We start from the raw sequence: 15,337 nt of genomic DNA on the forward strand, positions 1-15,337 counted from the left end.
ATCTCCTAAATGGTTATCCCAAACGCTGCCTTACAATCTCATAAGCCAGCACTCCTGCAGCTACCGAGGCATTGAGAGAATCAATGTTTCCCTTCATGGGTATGGAAGCAACCATATCACAGGTTTCTTTTACCAGTCTGCTTACTCCGCTTCCCTCACTGCCGATTACAAGACCGATCGGTCCTTTTAAATTTAGTCGGTACATGCTCTCTCCATCCATATCGGCACATACAAACCACATTCCCTTTTTCTTTAAATCTTCCATAACAGCGGTTAAATTCGTCACCTTGGCAACTGGCGTATAGTTAAGAGCACCTGCAGAAGTCTTCGCCACTGTGGCTGTCAGACCTACTGCTCTGCGCTTCGGTATAATAACACCGTGGGCGCCTGCAAGGTTGGCGGTACGGATAATGGCTCCCAGATTGTGGGGATCTTCAATTCCGTCAAGTAGAAATAAAAACGGCGGTTCTCCCTTTTCCTCTGCTGCCTTTAACAAATCTTCCACTTCTGCGTATTCATAGGCAGCCGCATGGGCGATCACACCCTGATGACGGCCTTCCTCTGACATCTGGTCCAGACGTTCTCTTTCCACAAAGTTAACAATGGTATCTGTCTTTTTGGCTTCCCGCAATATGGATTGGATGGGACCATCGGAAACACCTTTTAGCACATACAGCTTGTCAATGGTCTTTCCGGAACGGAATGCTTCAAGCACCGCATTCCTTCCTTCTATTGTAAATTCTTCTATCATTCCAGTTCTCCTATTCTGTTAAGCCCCCTGCTTACCACCCAAATCAAACGTTCCAGCCTGCCGCTTAAATAGAGATAACCGCATAAAGCCTCAAACCCGGTTGCTGTTCTGTAATCTGCCACTGTGGCGTGTTTGGCTGTTGTGGCAGATTTGGCATTGCGCCCCCGTTTGTATACGGCAATCTCCTCCGGAGTCAGTTCTTCCCCTTCTACCAGACTTCTGATGATGTCCGCCTGAGCCTTTGCATTCACCAGCCTGGCACTTTTCTTATGCATGTTGTTCACCTGCGTGCTTCCGTGGTTCATGACTTTCGTCCGGATAATCAGTTCATACACCGCATCTCCGATATAGGCCAGTGCAAGAGGAGAATAGCTGGTAATATCCACTTTCTTTAACTGAAGGGTATCTGCAAAAAAACCGGCAAAGGCAGACAGTGAAATTATATTCTCTTCCATTTTACACCTTCCCTGGTGTCCTCCAGCACAATGCCCTGATCCAGCAGTTTTCCCCGGATTTCATCAGCCAGTGCAAAGTCTTTGTCTTTTCTCGCCTGCTGTCTTGCCGCAATCATGGCTTCAATCTCTTCAGCAAGAATTACTTCTTCCTTTTCTGTTATAATGCCTAAAATATCGCAAAGTCTTTCAATGGTATCTTTTAATAAGGAAACATATTCCAGAGAGCTCTCCTCATCTGTGGTGGAATTGCTTAATTTCACCAGTTCAAAAACTGTGGAAATGGCATCTGCCGTATTAAAATCGTCATCCATGGATGCTTCATATTTTTCCACCAGAGCATCGACCAGACTCCGGTCTTCTTTCTTAAGCAGACCTTCTGTGCTGGCCACTGCTTCAAGGCTCTTTAATTTTTCAACAGCAGTCAGAATGCGCTCCAGTCCGTTTTTTGAAGACTCCATCAAATCTGCACTGAAATTTAAGGGACTTCTGTAATGAGCGCTGAGCATAAAGAAACGCAGCACCTGAAGATCATATTTTTCACTGATATCACGGACTGTAAAGAAGTTGCCCAGTGATTTAGACATCTTCTTATTGTCAATATTAAGAAATGCGTTATGCATCCAGTATTTTGCAAACTCTTTTCCGTTTGCCGCCTCGCTCTGTGCGATCTCATTCTCATGATGGGGGAAGATTAAATCCTCGCCGCCTGCATGAATATCGATCTGGTCCCCTAAATATTTCTTGGACATAACAGAGCATTCAATATGCCAGCCGGGACGGCCGTCGCACCAGGGGGACTCCCAGTAAGGCTCCCCTTCCTTCTTGGGCTTCCAGAGCACGAAATCAGAAGGATCTTCCTTTTCCTCTTCTCCGGTTACCTTCAGTTCACGGAAACCTGACTGTAAGTCTTCCAGGTTTTTATGAGACAGCTTTCCATACTGTTCAAATGATTTTGTACGGAAATAAACGGTCCCATCCTTTGCTGCATACGCATGACCGGAATTAATTAAATCCTTTATCATGTCCAGCATACCGCAGATTTCTTCCGTAGCAAGCGGATTCTTAGTCGCCGGTTTTACATTCATGGCTTCCATATCCTTTTTGCATTCCTCTATATAACGTTTTGATACCGTATCTGCATCAACGCCCTCTTCTATGGCTTTCTTAATAATCTTGTCGTCCACATCGGTAAAGTTGGATACAAAATTCACATCATAGCCCTTATATTCAAAATATCTCCGCACTGTATCAAACACGATCATCGGGCGTGCATTACCAATGTGTATCAGATTATATACCGTAGGCCCGCAGACATACATCTTCACCTTTCCGGCCTCTAACGGTATGAATTCTTCTTTTTGTCTGGATAACGTATTAAATATTTTCATGCTTTCTCCCTTCCATTCTCCTGTTATTCATGTTTGCAGCAGCCTTTACAGCCCTGACAGTCATTTTGCATGATTCTGTCATCATAACAGTAATCACCCACAGAAGTCAAAAGAGCAACGGCCTGAGAGGCAATTCCTTCTCCTCTTCCGGTAAATCCAAGTCCTTCCTCTGTTGTTGCCTTTACATTCACTTTATCAACAGGCAGACCAAGCGCACCCGCGATATTCTCAGCCATTAAGGGTCTGTATGAAAGAAGCTTTGGCTTTTGAGCTATGACTGTGGAATCAATGTTCTCCACCACATACCCTTTTTCTTCCAGTAAAGCAGCCACATGCTTTAACAGTTCCATGCTGGAGACTCCTTTATACTTTGGATCCGTATCCGGGAAATGTTCCCCGATATCTCCCAGTGCAGCAGCTCCCAGTAAAGCATCTATAATTGCATGGGCAAGCACATCTGCATCTGAATGGCCGAGAAGTCCCTTCTCATAAGGAATGGTCACTCCTCCCAGGATTAAATCCCTGCCTTCTGCAAATTTATGAACATCATATCCCTGTCCAATTCTCATTATTTTTCCTTTCCTATATAAAAAGATCAGATCTTAAACGATCATACGAAGTTTCTTACCGATACACCGGATTTCCACATCATTCTGACAGAAGCAGCTTTCTCCATCGACATGAACCGCCATGGGACGGTCCATATGAATGTGAATCTCTTCACAGGAATAGAAACGGAATCCTTTGTTCACGGATTTTCTTCCCATCAGGGAATTAAGCAGTACACACACAAGCTTTCTCTTCTTCCTGGTATTCATCACGCAGACCGACAGCCTGCCGTCTTCAAAATCTGCATCCGGCGCGAACTTAAATCCTCCGCCTTCATATGGATGAATATGGGTCGAAATAAAATAAGCATGGTTAAACTCAATCTTCTGTACTCCATTCAGTAAAATATATCCCTTACAGGGCTTTGCCGATATCAGCTGTCTGACACCCACAAGTAAATAGGCCAGCTTCCCAATCCGTAGCCTGTGCAGCAGCCCTCTGGTTCTGGAATAAAGCAGATTATGACAGACAGCAGCATCCATACCGATTCCGGCACTGACGACAAAACGCCGGTGGGAGATCTCACTGTCTCCATAGGATAATACTCCGTAGTCCATCAATTTATAGTATTTGGGATGCAGGATCTTATTTAAACATCGGACCGGATTCTTTGGGAGTTTTAAGCTTCTTGCCAGATCATTGCCAGATCCTGCAGGAATATAACCAAGTGTAACACAACTGCACATGGAATATCCGTCCAGAATCTCATTGACTGTCCCATCTCCGCCGACCGCGATGATCACATTGGATTCCTTACATCCTTCTGTTAAATTTTTTGCAAATATCTTTGCGTCCCCTGGCTTTTCAGTTAAATATGCCTGATATTCCACACCGGAATCTTTTATAGTCCGTTCCAGCTTATCCCAGATAACTTTACCCCGTCCGCAACAGGAGTTCGGGTTAACAATAAAATAGTACATGGAATCCCTCCGCTTTTTGCTATTTTTTAGTATAACATAAAACAGCAAAAATGAATATAAAAAAAAAGGAAAAAGGTCATCATGCCTTGTCGAAATAGATCGAATCCTGTATTTTATAACTTTTGTTATTCTAATATTAATTTTTCATTGCGTTTCTTCCACACTTTTTATATAATATTCTTAGATTTGTCAGTCAGGTTTGAGACCTGCTGCAAGTAAATATAATTAACGGGGGTATTTACCATGAGAAAAGTGCAATTATTTCTCGTTGCTGCGTTATTGGCCGCAGTATTCAGCATGACTGCCTATGCAGCTGACTGGAAAAGTAACGACCAGGGATGGTGGTATCAGAATGATGACGGTACCTATCCTGCAAACAAACTGGAAAAAGTTGGAGAAAACTGGTACTATTTTAATGAAGCCGGTTACGCTCAATGCGGCTGGGTACAGCTTGATACCGGCTGGTATGAGTTAAATGACTACGGTATCTGTCAGAATCCCATCGATCCAGCTACCCAGCAGCCTGCTGGTGCTCCTTACGGCGGGTGGATTAAATATGTTGACTGGTTTGGAAGCAAGGAAGAGCTTGGTGCTGTATATCACAACAACTTTTACTGGATCAAGTTCTATGATATAGAAAAACCAGATAATACCAATGCAAATCAAAGCGATTTTAACCAGGTATAAAAGCCCGGTACCATTGGCCAGTGTCACTGATGCTGGCCAGTATTTTTAATCTGTATCAATTCCTGCAAATAAAAAAACACATCAGATCTGACTTGACATCAGACTTCCATGTGTTTTAAAAATAGCGGAAGGGAGATTCGAACTCTCGACACCACGGGTATGAACCGTGTGCTCTGGCCAACTGAGCTATTCCGCCATATTCAATTCTTTGATAAGCGCTTGCTTATCAGTGGGACCTACAGGGCTCGAACCTGTGACCCTCTGCTTGTAAGGCAGATGCTCTCCCAGCTGAGCTAAGATCCCAGTGCCTGTCAGGAGCCATTATTTTCTTTCGTTCCCGACTGCTTCATTAGTATAATATGAATTGTATTAATTGTCAACACTTTTTTGTCAATTTTTTTCTTTTTTTACCAGGTCTTGCAAACCCCTGATTCCTGCGTGGTTTTCTCCAATTATCCCCCTGTGTGGAACAAGTCAAAAAGCTCTTTATAGTAAGTCTGATAGATACTTCCTTTTCTCCAGATAAAAGAAAAATCATGATGCAGTTCAAAATCCTCCAGATGGATCTTTCTTAAAATTCCCTCCTCCAGTTCCTGTTTTACAGCTGTCTCATACAGAAAGGTGATCCCCCTCCCTTTTGCAGTCATCTGCTTTATGGCGCCGATGTTGTTGACCTCTACCCGATTGGTAAAATCCTGAAGAAGCAGATTCTTTCCTTCCAGATACCGTTCCAACACATACCTGGTTCCGGAACCGGACTCTCTGATAAAGAGACGTTGTGTGAGAAGATCTTCCACTCTCTTAACTTGTTTATGAAATACGTAATCCCCGGCACACACAGCGGCAAAGGGTTCCGAATCATAAACCAGAAAATCATATTCCTTTTTTTGGAAAAAACCTTCCACGAGAGCAAATTCGATCTCGCCTTCATTGAGCTTTTGCAAAAGCTCCCTGGTGTCTGCCACAATCATCCGGACAGAAGAATCCGGATATACCTCTAAATATCTCATCAATGCTTCCGGCATCTTATATTCCCCAATGGTCATCGTAGCTCCGAATACCAGATGTCTTCTTCTCTCAGACTGCTGTTTCATGATTTTCTTCAAATGAAGTTCATCATCTCTCATGGTAATGGCTGCTGACAAAAGAGTTCTTCCCCCATCTGTAAGACTGATCTTCTTACCGCTGTATTCAAACAGCCGGACTTGATATTCCTCTTCTAAATATCTGATATGATGAGATACCGCAGGCTGTGTAATATTCAGTTCTCCTGCGGCTTTTGTAAAATTCATATGCCTGCACACTGCAAGAAAGGTATCCATCCGAAAATCCAGCATCTTTCGTACTCCTTTTTAGTATTATCTAAATCATAACATATATTTATCATTAAATAAATATTTATAATTTCATTTTATTGAATTTTTCCTATATAATTGCTTCAGATCAAATATGAGGAGGAATTCACAAATGAAAAAATATGTTCCAGGCCTGATACTGTGCCTGATTCTTGCAATACCCGCCTGGTTTCTTGGAAAACTGGTTCCGGTTGTGGGAGGACCGGTCTTTGCCATACTTCTCGGCATGAGCGCCGCACCGTTTCTTACGGGAAAGGAACAAATCCGCCCAGGCATCGTCTTTACTTCAAAAAAGATTCTGCAGTATGCTGTCATACTTCTGGGATTTGGCATGAATCTGTCCACAGTTTTGCAAAAGGGCAGGCAGTCTCTTCCCATTATTGCAGCCACCATCACCACTTCCCTTGTTATCGCCTATGTGCTGTTTCGCAGGTTAAAGGTTCCTGAGAAAAGTGCAATTTTAATCGGCATCGGATCTTCCATCTGCGGGGGCTCCGCGATTGCAGCCACTGCTCCAGTCATCGATGCAGATGACAATGAGATAGCCCAGGCGATTTCTGTTATATTTCTATTTAACATCGCAGCTGCCCTGTTATTTCCGGCTCTGGGCACCGCACTTGGCCTTTCCAATGAGGGTTTCGGTCTATTTGCAGGAACTGCGATTAACGATACGTCTTCCGTCACTGCAGCAGCTTCTGCCTGGGACGGAATCTATGGAAGCAATACGCTTGAGGCTGCAACAATTGTCAAATTAACCCGTACACTTGCCATTATTCCCATTACATTGTTTCTGGCTGTGTACCGGGCAGGCAAAGAGCAGAAAAATTCCGGGAAAAAATTGGGATTAAATAAAATTTTTCCATTTTTCGTGCTGTATTTCCTTTTAGCCTCCATTATCACCACCGTTTTCGCTCTTCCCCATTCCCTGACCGGCTATATAAAAGAATTAAGCAAATTTTTCATTATTCTCGCCATGGCTGCCATTGGCACCAACACCAATCTGCCCAGGCTCCTGAAGACCGGTAAAAAACCAATTATCCTGGGTTTTTGCTGCTGGGTGGGAATTTCTGTTGTCAGCCTTTTGCTTCAGGTTGTTCTTGGAATCTGGTAAGTACACTTTTCTTACAAAATCGAATAATATAGTAAAGTAATATAATTAGAGGTGAGAAGATGTCAAAACAAAGCACTTCTTCTAAAACAAAAGATAATGCATTGCTGAGCAAAGGATACCCAGTACAGGATGAAGCCATATCAATTCAGGTTGATAAATACTTTGGACGGCTGATGAATTTTATAGAAGAACGCAGCCTGGAAGATATCAAAAATGGGATTAAACAAAATTTACTATTTTGTCAGAAAAAAGATGGCCCGGCTTATAATGCAATTATTAATTATTACAACCGTTACAGCAGCCTGTGGGGAGCTTATGATCCGAATAAGGGAATATATGATCTTGTGGATAACCGTGCTGATGCATTAGTAAATCATAAAAAAGATTTTGAATGGCTGTATGGACAGCTTAGTGATTATAGATCTAAGAAGATTATGTTAAATATCCTTTCCTATTGGCTTAAGACTGATAAAACATTGATTGGAGATATCTGTGATAAGTGTTACAGTCAATATTTTGATTTTGATTTGATACACTGTGATCAAAACGAGGTTTTCGTGGATATCGGTGCTTTTATAGGTGATACTTTGATACAATATACAAATATGTTTGGTAAAAATTGTTATAAGCAGATTTATTGTTATGAAATTATACCCGCAAACGTACAATACATTTATAAAAACATTGAGACATTTCATCTGGAAAATGTGATAGTGCGTGAGAAGGGCGTAAGTGATAAAAGCGGATTCATGTATATAGAAGAAGATGGTATTTCTTCTGTCCGCCAGCTTACGGAGGACGGATCTATTAAGACTCCGACAGTCACCATAGATGATGACATTGAGGGGAAAGTAACGTTTATTAAGATGGACATTGAGGGCGGAGAAGAAAGTGCATTATCAGGGTGCAGGAATAAGATAGCCCAGTATCATCCCAAATTGGCTTTGAGCGCTTATCATAATCATAAAGACCTATGGAAATTAGCACGAATTATTAATGAAATTGACCCGTCCTACCGGTTTTATCTGCGATACTATGGATTTGCTCTGGTTCCCACAGAATTTATATTATATGCATTGTAATGACCAGACAGAATGTTAAAGACTGTGCAGGGAGCTTTTAGCCTACCCTTCACAGTCCTTTTATTTATTTTAAAAATACGGAGTTACTGTTATTCTTATTCTCTCTCACTTCCAGCTGCGGTATGCTGTGAACAAACTTGGAAAATGTGGAGTAGCCGTAATCCTTTACTTTAAAGTCTGCGAATTTGCGATGCATTCCATTACCAAGAGCCGCCAGCTCCATTCCATTCTTTCCGCTTCCTTTTACCAGTTTAACCGCATAATCGTCAAGCTCCTGCTTTTTGGTCCGGTTATCCTTAATCCGTACAGTGACTACATTGCTTGTCTTTCTCAGTTCAAAGCTGTCCATCTCTTCGAGAAACTTGGATAAAGAGCTGTATCCGTAATTTCTCACGTCAAAATCCGAATATTTTTTAACCAGCCGGTTGCCGATTTCTCCCAGACCGGTTGCCTTGTTCTTATCCTCGTTTTCCAGGATTATGGAAGCAATATCCTGTTCAATCACTTCTTTTCCGATGGCTCCGCCTCCGGTACCCTCTTCATCCTGATCCAGCAAAACTTCCAGATTGGTGAATACAGTACAGGCAGCGCGGAAGGATTTGGGAGTTTTTTCCTCCCCCATTCCAATGACTTCCTTACCTGACTCCCTCAAACGGCTTGCAAGACGGGTAAAATCACTGTCACTGGAAACAATACAGAATCCATCTACGTTATCGGTATAAAGTAAATCCATGGCATCGATAATGAGAGCGGAATCGGTTGCATTCTTTCCCACTGTATTGGAAAACTGCTGAATTGGTGTAATAGAATTTTCAAGAAGTTCCATCTTCCATTTACCCATCTGGGCGCTTGTCCAGTCACCGTAAATTCTTTTGTAGGTAATTACTCCATATCGGGTCATCTCATCCAGAATACACGTAATGTACTTTGCGGAAATATTATCCGAATCAATCAATACTGCAAATTTCTTATCACTCAATCCTCTGCTCTCCCGTCATAATTGTTTTACATTTTCTGTCAAATTCATTGACTTTGTTTCTATTATATTTCATTTTTCCAATTATTACAATAACATCACAATGGGTAAACTGGGATAATTTTTGCAACGTATTTTTTTATTTTCGCTCCATAATATAAAAGAGTTAATCAATCAGCAACAGAAGGGAGTGTTACTATGAATTCAGTAGCTGCTAACGGATGTGAAACTGCAACACCCAGCCAGACTGTAGCTTTAGCCATTGCGACCGTTCCCATGCAGCCGTGGGAACAGCCATTTGATCCAAAGACAGCTTTAAAGCATGGGACCATATTTCCCAGCCTAGATCTGCCATTTTACGTAACAGGAGGGGAACAGCCATGATCGATCAGAAGAACCTGCTCAGTCAGATAACTGAAATCAGCTTTACCGTAAATGATTTAAATCTTTATCTGGATACTCATCCTCTTGATGAGAATGCGTTAAATGCATTTAAGGACGCTATGACACAAAGGAAACAGCTGCTTCAAACCTATGCGGATAATTTTGAACCGCTTACCATGAACTGTATCTGCCCTGATACCAACAACAAGACAAAAACCCAGACAAAATATCCCGACCAGAGACATTTCACCTGGTGCGACGGTCCCCTGCCATGGGAAGGAGGTGCTTTCTAATGTGGACATATGAAAAAAGACTGCAATTCCCTGTTAATATTAAAAATACCTGCCCCAAAACAGCTTCTCTGATTATCAGCCAGTTTGGCGGACCAGACGGAGAGCTGGCAGCCTCCATGCGTTATCTTTCCCAAAGATATTCCATGCCATGCAAGGAAGTGGGCGGACTTTTAACCGATATCGGAACGGAAGAGCTGGGGCATTTGGAGATGGTCTGCTCCATTATTTACCAGCTCACCAAAAACCTGACCACGGAACAGGCAAAAACGGCTGGTTTTGATGTTTATTATATCGATCATACTACCGCGCTGTGGCCTACAGCTGCAGCAGGAGTGCCTTTTAATGCCTGCGAATTCCAGTCCAAGGGCGATGCAATCACCGATCTGGTGGAAGATCTGGCAGCGGAGCAGAAAGCAAGAACCACCTACGAAAATTTAATCCGTGTGATTACAGACCCGGATGTAATAGAACCTCTTAAATTTCTGCGGGCGCGGGAAGTGGTTCACTTCCAGAGATTCGGGGAAGCGCTGGAAAAGATAAAGACTACGTTGAATCCGAAAAACTTCTATTATTATAATCCGGAATTTGACAAGCAGTTTGTGAAAAAACAGATGTAAGATTCTGAAATTAAAACACCTTTCGCTTCATTATTATATGCGAAAGGTGTTTTTTCAATTATAATATTTATTAACGCTGTTCTTCATAGCTGTATTTCAACAGCTCATATATTTCATCTGTTACCCGATCATCTTTATAGTACTCATCAAGAAGGCTGATGATTTTAGCTGCATATTCCGACGGAACCGGAAGCTTTCCAACTGCCTCATGAAAATCCTTCTTCATATCACTGACCATCTCTTTTTTTTCCGGAACAGGCAGACCGTAGATTTTATATAGCATTCCCATGGCCGCACACGCCTCATTGGGGGAAGTTAAGGGCGCGTTTTCAAACCTGGTTTTAATTTCTACAGCCTGTTTATTAATATAAAATACCATGATATTGTGATTCCTTATACATTTTTAACTAAAGCAATGTCAATCAGAGTGAGCTCCTTCGCTCTGTTTTCCATGCTGGTTACGAGGGCTGCTGCCGTATCTAAAGACGTAAGCACGGTCACGCCGGTTTCGATTGCATTTCTGCGGATTACAAAACCATCCTTGCTTCTGTCTGCGCCCTGAGGCGGGGTATCGATAACCAGGTCAATCTCATGGCCCAGAATCAGATCCAGGAGGTTGGGGGACTCCTGCTCCAGCTTGCGAACCTGGAATGCTTTGATTCCGTTATCATTTAACACCTTTGCCGTACCAGCCGTAGAGAAGATCTTGTAACCCTGATCTTTAAATCTGCGCGCGATATCGATAATCTCTTCCTTATCAGAATCCTTTACCGTAATAATCATGTTCTTATGCTTGGGAAGCTTGATTCCTGATCCCGCAAAAGCTTTGTAAAGTGCCTCATTAAAGGTCTTTGCAATTCCCAGGCACTCTCCTGTTGACTTCATCTCAGGTCCCAGGCTGATGTCTGCACCCCGGATCTTTTCAAAAGAGAACACCGGCATCTTCACTGCGATGTAATCTGCTTCCGGCTGAAGCCCCGGCTTATATCCAAGCTCTTTAATGGTATGACCGCAGATGACTCTGGTTGCCAGGGGTACAATGGGGATTCCTGTCACCTTGCTGATATATGGCACCGTACGGGAAGACCGGGGATTTACCTCGATGACATAGACCTCTTCTCCGCTGACAATAAACTGAATGTTGATCATTCCCTTTACATGAAGTGCCCTTGCAAGTCTTCTGGTGTATTCCACAAGCTTGTCTTTGATCTCTTCGTTTAAGCTCTGGGCCGGATACACGGAGATACTGTCACCGGAGTGAACGCCCGCGCGCTCAATATGCTCCATGATTCCCGGTATGAGAATGTCTTCTCCGTCACAGACTGCATCTACCTCGATCTCTTTTCCCACGATATATTTATCGACTAAAATGGGGTGTTCCTGGGCGATCTGGTTGATGATTGCGATAAATTCATCTATATCCTGATCAGAAATGGCAATCTGCATTCCCTGGCCACCCAGTACGTAGGAAGGTCTCACAAGAACCGGATAACCAAGCTTTGCCGCTGCTCTCTTTGCTTCTTCTGCTGTAAATACGGTCTGTCCTGCAGGTCTTGGAATCTGGCATTCTTCCAGAATTTTATCAAATAATTCTCTGTCTTCTGCCGCATCCACATCTTCTGCCGCTGTTCCAAGAATTGGAACTCCCATCTTCATAAGTGCCTCTGTCAGCTTGATGGCTGTCTGTCCGCCGAACTGTACCACAGCTCCGTCCGGTTTTTCAATATCAACAATGCTTTCCACATCTTCCGGAGTAAGAGGTTCAAAATACAGCTTATCTGCAATATCAAAATCCGTACTGACTGTTTCCGGATTGTTATTGACGATAATGGTCTCATAGCCTTCTTTGCTGAAGCTCCATGTACTGTGAACAGAACAGAAGTCAAATTCAATTCCCTGGCCAATCCGGATTGGACCGGAGCCTAATACCAGAACCTTTTTTCTTCCAGTGGTCTGCTCCGCTTCATTTTCACTTCCAAAGCAGGAGTAGTAATAAGGTGTCTCTGCCGCAAATTCAGCCGCACAGGTATCTACCATCTTAAAGGCAGCCGTTATCCCGTTATCTTTTCTTGTCTGATGGATTTCTTCTATAGATATACCGGTCAGTCTTGAAATTACCGTATCAGGAAATTCCAGTCTCTTTGCCTCTTTTAGCAGCTCAGTGGTAAGAGGACCTTTCTTTAATGCTTCCTCCATCTCCACCAGAATTGCCAGCTTATCAATAAACCAGACATCAATTTTTGTGATATCATGGATAAGTTCATAGGTAAAGCCTCTTCGCAATGCCTCAGCGATCACCCAGATCCTTCTGTCATCGATCAGATGAAGGGTTTCTGTCAGCTGGTCATCCGTGAGCCCTGTATAGTCATATGACATTAAACTGTCCACATGCTGTTCCAGAGAACGGATTGCTTTCATTAAGCCGCCTTCAAAATTGGTACAGATACTCATTACCTCACCGGTCGCCTTCATCTGGGTACCAAGTGTTCTCTTGGCGCTTAAAAACTTGTCAAACGGAAGGCGCGGCATCTTAACGACACAATAGTCCAGCATAGGCTCGAAGCTTGCATAGGTTTTCTTCGTTACCGCATTTTTAATCTCATCAAGGGTGTATCCCAGAGCGATCTTGGCAGCTACCTTGGCAATTGGATATCCGGTTGCCTTTGAAGCCAGAGCAGAGGAACGGCTGACTCGGGGATTTACCTCGATCACACAGTATTCAAAGCTCTCCGGGTGAAGGGCGTACTGAACGTTGCAGCCGCCTGTAATGCCTAATTCGCTGATGATCTTTAATGCAGATGTACGAAGCATCTGGTATTCCTTGTCTCCCAGTGTCTGGGAGGGAGCTACTACGATGCTGTCACCTGTGTGAACGCCTACCGGATCCAGGTTTTCCATGTTGCAGACAGTAATTACATTGCCTGCACCATCCCGCATTACTTCATATTCAATCTCTTTCCAGCCTGAAATACAGCGTTCCACCAGAACCTGGCCAACACGGGACAAACGGAGTCCGTTTTCAAGAATCTCACGGCACTGGGCCGGATTTTCAGCAATTCCGCCGCCGGAGCCTCCCAGTGTATAAGCCGGGCGTAAAACGATGGGATAACCGATTTCTTCCGCAATTCTTAAACCATCTTCCACATTTTCAACGATATCAGAGGGAGCTACCGGCTCACCGATCTTCTCCATGGTTTCCTTAAACATCTCCCGGTCTTCTGCCTTTTTAATAGTCAGTGCAGTGGTTCCGATGAGGCGGATATTATTCTTTTGGAAAAATCCCTTATCTTCAAGCTCCATGGCAAGGTTTAAGCCTGCCTGGCCTCCAAGTGTAGGCAGAACGCTGTCCGGTCTTTCTTTTAAAATCAGCTGCTCAACAACCTCTACAGTCAGCGGTTCGATATAAACCTTATCAGCAATATCTTTATCCGTCATGATGGTTGCAGGATTGGAGTTTAAAAGCACAACCTCTATTCCTTCTTCTTTTAAAGAACGGCATGCCTGCGTTCCCGCATAATCAAATTCTGCTGCCTGACCGATGATAATCGGACCGGATCCAAGGACTAGTACTTTTTTGATATCCTGATTCTTAGGCATTCTTTCCCACCTCCATCATGTTTATAAAACGGTCAAATAAGTAGCTGGAATCCTGAGGTCCCGGACATGCTTCCGGGTGGTACTGTACGGTAAATATGTTCTTTCCGGTATATTTCATACCTTCATTTGTTCCGTCGTTAACATTCACAAATGCAGGAACTGCCACAGCCGGATCCACAGTATCCTCGTCCACCACATATCCGTGGTTCTGAGAAGAGATGTATACCCTTCCGGTTTCTAAATCCTTAACCGGGTGGTTGCCGCCTCTGTGTCCGTATTTCAGCTTATGGGTATCAGCGCCGGTCGCCAGTGCCATCAGCTGGTGCCCCAGGCAGATTGCAAATATGGGGACTTCTGATTCATACAGCTTACGGATTTCCTTAATAATGTCTGTGCATTCCTTGGGATCTCCAGGGCCGTTTGACAACATAATGCCATCAGGATTGGAAGAAAGAATTACTTCTGCCTTCGTATCTGCCGGATATACAGTAACCTCACAGCCTCTCTCATTTAAGGACCGTGCAATATTCTTTTTAGCACCTAAATCTAACAGCGCCACCCGCTTGCCTTCACCGGGAAGCACATAGGATTCCTTACAGGTCGTTGCCTTCACAACGCCGGTAACGGAATATGTTTTCATACGCGAAATGACTTCGTCAAGATCAAATCCTTCATCGGTTGTGATCATGCCGTTCATTGTACCTTTTTCTCTTAAGATTTTTGTTAGGGCTCTCGTATCGATACCACTGATACCTGGAATGTCGTTACTTTCTAAGAAATGCTGAATGGTATCCTCGCTTCTAAAGTTGCTGGGGATTCTAGATAATTCTCTGACAATGTAGCCATCCGGCCAAGGTTTGCATGACTCCATATCTTCCTGACAAATGCCGTAATTACCAATTAGCGGATATGTCATCACAACTGCCTGTCCCGCATAGGAGGGGTCGGTGAGGACTTCTAAATAACCCGTCATGGAAGTATTGAATACGATCTCACTGATCACTTCCCGTGTTGAACCAATGCTCGTGCCTGTAAAAACAGTGCCGTCTTCCAGTATTAAAAAAGCTTTCATACGCAAAGTCCCAATCCTTTCTTAATAATAGTCCATGTCA

General features: G+C 43.4%; 16 protein-coding genes and 2 tRNA genes. 6 read left to right on the top strand and 12 right to left on the bottom strand.

The window, feature by feature from the left end; all coding sequences use genetic code 11:
• Positions 1-13: 13 nt before the first annotated feature.
• From rlmB to V7D18_RS12010, 5 genes are read right to left on the bottom strand one after another with little or no spacing between them, the layout of a single operon-like run.
• Entirely contained in the window at positions 14-751 is a 738-nt protein-coding gene (gene rlmB, locus V7D18_RS11990) for a 23S rRNA (guanosine(2251)-2'-O)-methyltransferase RlmB (RefSeq protein ID WP_426154509.1), read from the bottom strand.
• The gene (locus V7D18_RS11995) at positions 748-1,206 is read right to left on the bottom strand and encodes a Mini-ribonuclease 3 (protein ID WP_426154510.1); all 459 of its coding nucleotides are present in this window, start codon (positions 1,204-1,206) and stop codon (positions 748-750) included. The genes rlmB and V7D18_RS11995 overlap by 4 nt, the downstream gene beginning before the upstream one ends.
• On the bottom strand, positions 1,191-2,594 hold the full coding sequence (gene cysS, locus V7D18_RS12000) for a cysteine--tRNA ligase (RefSeq protein ID WP_426154511.1): 1,404 nt from the start codon (positions 2,592-2,594) through the stop codon (positions 1,191-1,193). Before cysS ends, V7D18_RS11995 begins: the two co-directional genes overlap by 16 nt.
• A gap of 23 nt (positions 2,595-2,617) precedes the next feature.
• The gene (ispF, locus tag V7D18_RS12005) at positions 2,618-3,163 is read right to left on the bottom strand and encodes a 2-C-methyl-D-erythritol 2,4-cyclodiphosphate synthase (RefSeq protein WP_426154512.1); all 546 of its coding nucleotides are present in this window, start codon (positions 3,161-3,163) and stop codon (positions 2,618-2,620) included.
• A 33-nt stretch (positions 3,164-3,196) separates the two neighbouring features.
• Positions 3,197-4,123: a diacylglycerol/lipid kinase family protein gene (locus tag V7D18_RS12010; protein WP_426154513.1), complete on the bottom strand. Its 927-nt coding sequence runs from the start codon at positions 4,121-4,123 to the stop codon at positions 3,197-3,199.
• A 243-nt stretch (positions 4,124-4,366) separates the two neighbouring features.
• Between V7D18_RS12010 and V7D18_RS12015 the strand changes: the two genes are divergently transcribed.
• The gene (locus tag V7D18_RS12015; protein WP_426154514.1) at positions 4,367-4,810 is read left to right on the top strand and encodes a hypothetical protein; all 444 of its coding nucleotides are present in this window, start codon (positions 4,367-4,369) and stop codon (positions 4,808-4,810) included.
• Positions 4,811-4,932: 122 nt separating this feature from the next.
• Here V7D18_RS12015 and V7D18_RS12020 read toward each other — a convergent pair.
• From V7D18_RS12020 to V7D18_RS12030, 3 genes are all read right to left on the bottom strand, one after another.
• Positions 4,933-5,006: transfer RNA gene (locus V7D18_RS12020), tRNA-Met, on the bottom strand.
• Positions 5,007-5,040: 34 nt separating this feature from the next.
• Positions 5,041-5,113 (bottom strand) — tRNA-Val (locus V7D18_RS12025).
• A 149-nt stretch (positions 5,114-5,262) separates the two neighbouring features.
• Positions 5,263-6,147, bottom strand: a complete 885-nt coding sequence (locus V7D18_RS12030; RefSeq protein ID WP_426154515.1) for a LysR substrate-binding domain-containing protein — start codon at positions 6,145-6,147, stop codon at positions 5,263-5,265.
• A 130-nt stretch (positions 6,148-6,277) separates the two neighbouring features.
• Between V7D18_RS12030 and V7D18_RS12035 the strand changes: the two genes are divergently transcribed.
• A complete protein-coding gene (locus tag V7D18_RS12035) occupies positions 6,278-7,276 on the top strand; it encodes a YeiH family protein (RefSeq protein ID WP_426154516.1) in 999 nt (332 codons plus the stop codon).
• A gap of 59 nt (positions 7,277-7,335) precedes the next feature.
• On the top strand, positions 7,336-8,358 hold the full coding sequence (locus V7D18_RS12040) for an FkbM family methyltransferase (protein ID WP_426154517.1): 1,023 nt from the start codon (positions 7,336-7,338) through the stop codon (positions 8,356-8,358).
• Between the two features lie 64 nt (positions 8,359-8,422).
• Here V7D18_RS12040 and V7D18_RS12045 read toward each other — a convergent pair whose 3' ends face one another.
• Positions 8,423-9,337 (bottom strand): NYN domain-containing protein, encoded by a 915-nt coding sequence (locus V7D18_RS12045; RefSeq protein ID WP_426154518.1) that lies wholly within the window; start codon positions 9,335-9,337, stop codon positions 8,423-8,425.
• Positions 9,338-9,532: 195 nt separating this feature from the next.
• Between V7D18_RS12045 and V7D18_RS12050 the strand changes: the two genes are divergently transcribed.
• The 3 genes from V7D18_RS12050 to V7D18_RS12060 are packed head-to-tail and all read left to right on the top strand — an operon-like array spanning position 9,533 to position 10,628.
• The gene (locus V7D18_RS12050; protein WP_426154519.1) at positions 9,533-9,718 is read left to right on the top strand and encodes a spore coat associated protein CotJA; all 186 of its coding nucleotides are present in this window, start codon (positions 9,533-9,535) and stop codon (positions 9,716-9,718) included.
• Positions 9,715-10,011, top strand: coding sequence for a spore coat protein CotJB (locus tag V7D18_RS12055; protein ID WP_426154520.1), 297 nt, complete (start codon positions 9,715-9,717; stop codon positions 10,009-10,011). The genes V7D18_RS12050 and V7D18_RS12055 overlap by 4 nt, the downstream gene beginning before the upstream one ends.
• Complete coding sequence (locus tag V7D18_RS12060) at positions 10,011-10,628, top strand: manganese catalase family protein (RefSeq protein ID WP_426154521.1); 618 nt, start codon at positions 10,011-10,013, stop codon at positions 10,626-10,628. The genes V7D18_RS12055 and V7D18_RS12060 overlap by 1 nt, the downstream gene beginning before the upstream one ends.
• A 70-nt stretch (positions 10,629-10,698) precedes the next feature.
• Here the strand turns inward: V7D18_RS12060 and V7D18_RS12065 are convergent, their stop codons facing one another.
• The 3 genes from V7D18_RS12065 to V7D18_RS12075 are packed head-to-tail and all read right to left on the bottom strand — an operon-like array spanning position 10,699 to position 15,297.
• Positions 10,699-11,007, bottom strand: coding sequence for a DUF3837 family protein (locus tag V7D18_RS12065; protein WP_426154522.1), 309 nt, complete (start codon positions 11,005-11,007; stop codon positions 10,699-10,701).
• Between the two features lie 14 nt (positions 11,008-11,021).
• Positions 11,022-14,225 carry a carbamoyl-phosphate synthase large subunit gene (gene carB / locus V7D18_RS12070; protein ID WP_426154523.1) on the bottom strand — a complete coding sequence of 1,068 codons (3,204 nt, stop codon included), beginning with the start codon at positions 14,223-14,225 and terminating at the stop codon, positions 11,022-11,024.
• Positions 14,218-15,297, bottom strand: a complete 1,080-nt coding sequence (locus V7D18_RS12075) for a carbamoyl phosphate synthase small subunit (RefSeq protein WP_426154524.1) — start codon at positions 15,295-15,297, stop codon at positions 14,218-14,220. The genes carB and V7D18_RS12075 overlap by 8 nt, the downstream gene beginning before the upstream one ends.
• Positions 15,298-15,337 lie beyond the last annotated feature (40 nt).

Source organism: Lacrimispora sp. 38-1 (assembly GCF_049890855.1).
GTDB lineage: Bacteria > Bacillota > Clostridia > Lachnospirales > Lachnospiraceae > Lacrimispora.

What these genes read in the sequence shown, in the direction of transcription:
- rlmB (WP_426154509.1), bottom strand. Translation starts at nt 751, where the DNA reads ATGATAGAAGAATTTACAATAGAAGGAAGGAATGCGGTGCTTGAAGCA.
- V7D18_RS11995 (WP_426154510.1), bottom strand. Translation starts at nt 1,206, where the DNA reads ATGGAAGAGAATATAATTTCACTGTCTGCCTTTGCCGGTTTTTTTGCA.
- cysS (WP_426154511.1), bottom strand. Translation starts at nt 2,594, where the DNA reads ATGAAAATATTTAATACGTTATCCAGACAAAAAGAAGAATTCATACCG.
- ispF (WP_426154512.1), bottom strand. Translation starts at nt 3,163, where the DNA reads ATGAGAATTGGACAGGGATATGATGTTCATAAATTTGCAGAAGGCAGG.
- V7D18_RS12010 (WP_426154513.1), bottom strand. Translation starts at nt 4,123, where the DNA reads ATGTACTATTTTATTGTTAACCCGAACTCCTGTTGCGGACGGGGTAAA.
- V7D18_RS12015 (WP_426154514.1), top strand. Translation starts at nt 4,367, where the DNA reads ATGAGAAAAGTGCAATTATTTCTCGTTGCTGCGTTATTGGCCGCAGTA.
- V7D18_RS12030 (WP_426154515.1), bottom strand. Translation starts at nt 6,147, where the DNA reads ATGCTGGATTTTCGGATGGATACCTTTCTTGCAGTGTGCAGGCATATG.
- V7D18_RS12035 (WP_426154516.1), top strand. Translation starts at nt 6,278, where the DNA reads ATGAAAAAATATGTTCCAGGCCTGATACTGTGCCTGATTCTTGCAATA.
- V7D18_RS12040 (WP_426154517.1), top strand. Translation starts at nt 7,336, where the DNA reads ATGTCAAAACAAAGCACTTCTTCTAAAACAAAAGATAATGCATTGCTG.
- V7D18_RS12050 (WP_426154519.1), top strand. Translation starts at nt 9,533, where the DNA reads ATGAATTCAGTAGCTGCTAACGGATGTGAAACTGCAACACCCAGCCAG.
- V7D18_RS12055 (WP_426154520.1), top strand. Translation starts at nt 9,715, where the DNA reads ATGATCGATCAGAAGAACCTGCTCAGTCAGATAACTGAAATCAGCTTT.
- V7D18_RS12060 (WP_426154521.1), top strand. Translation starts at nt 10,011, where the DNA reads ATGTGGACATATGAAAAAAGACTGCAATTCCCTGTTAATATTAAAAAT.
- V7D18_RS12065 (WP_426154522.1), bottom strand. Translation starts at nt 11,007, where the DNA reads ATGGTATTTTATATTAATAAACAGGCTGTAGAAATTAAAACCAGGTTT.
- carB (WP_426154523.1), bottom strand. Translation starts at nt 14,225, where the DNA reads ATGCCTAAGAATCAGGATATCAAAAAAGTACTAGTCCTTGGATCCGGT.
- V7D18_RS12075 (WP_426154524.1), bottom strand. Translation starts at nt 15,297, where the DNA reads ATGAAAGCTTTTTTAATACTGGAAGACGGCACTGTTTTTACAGGCACG.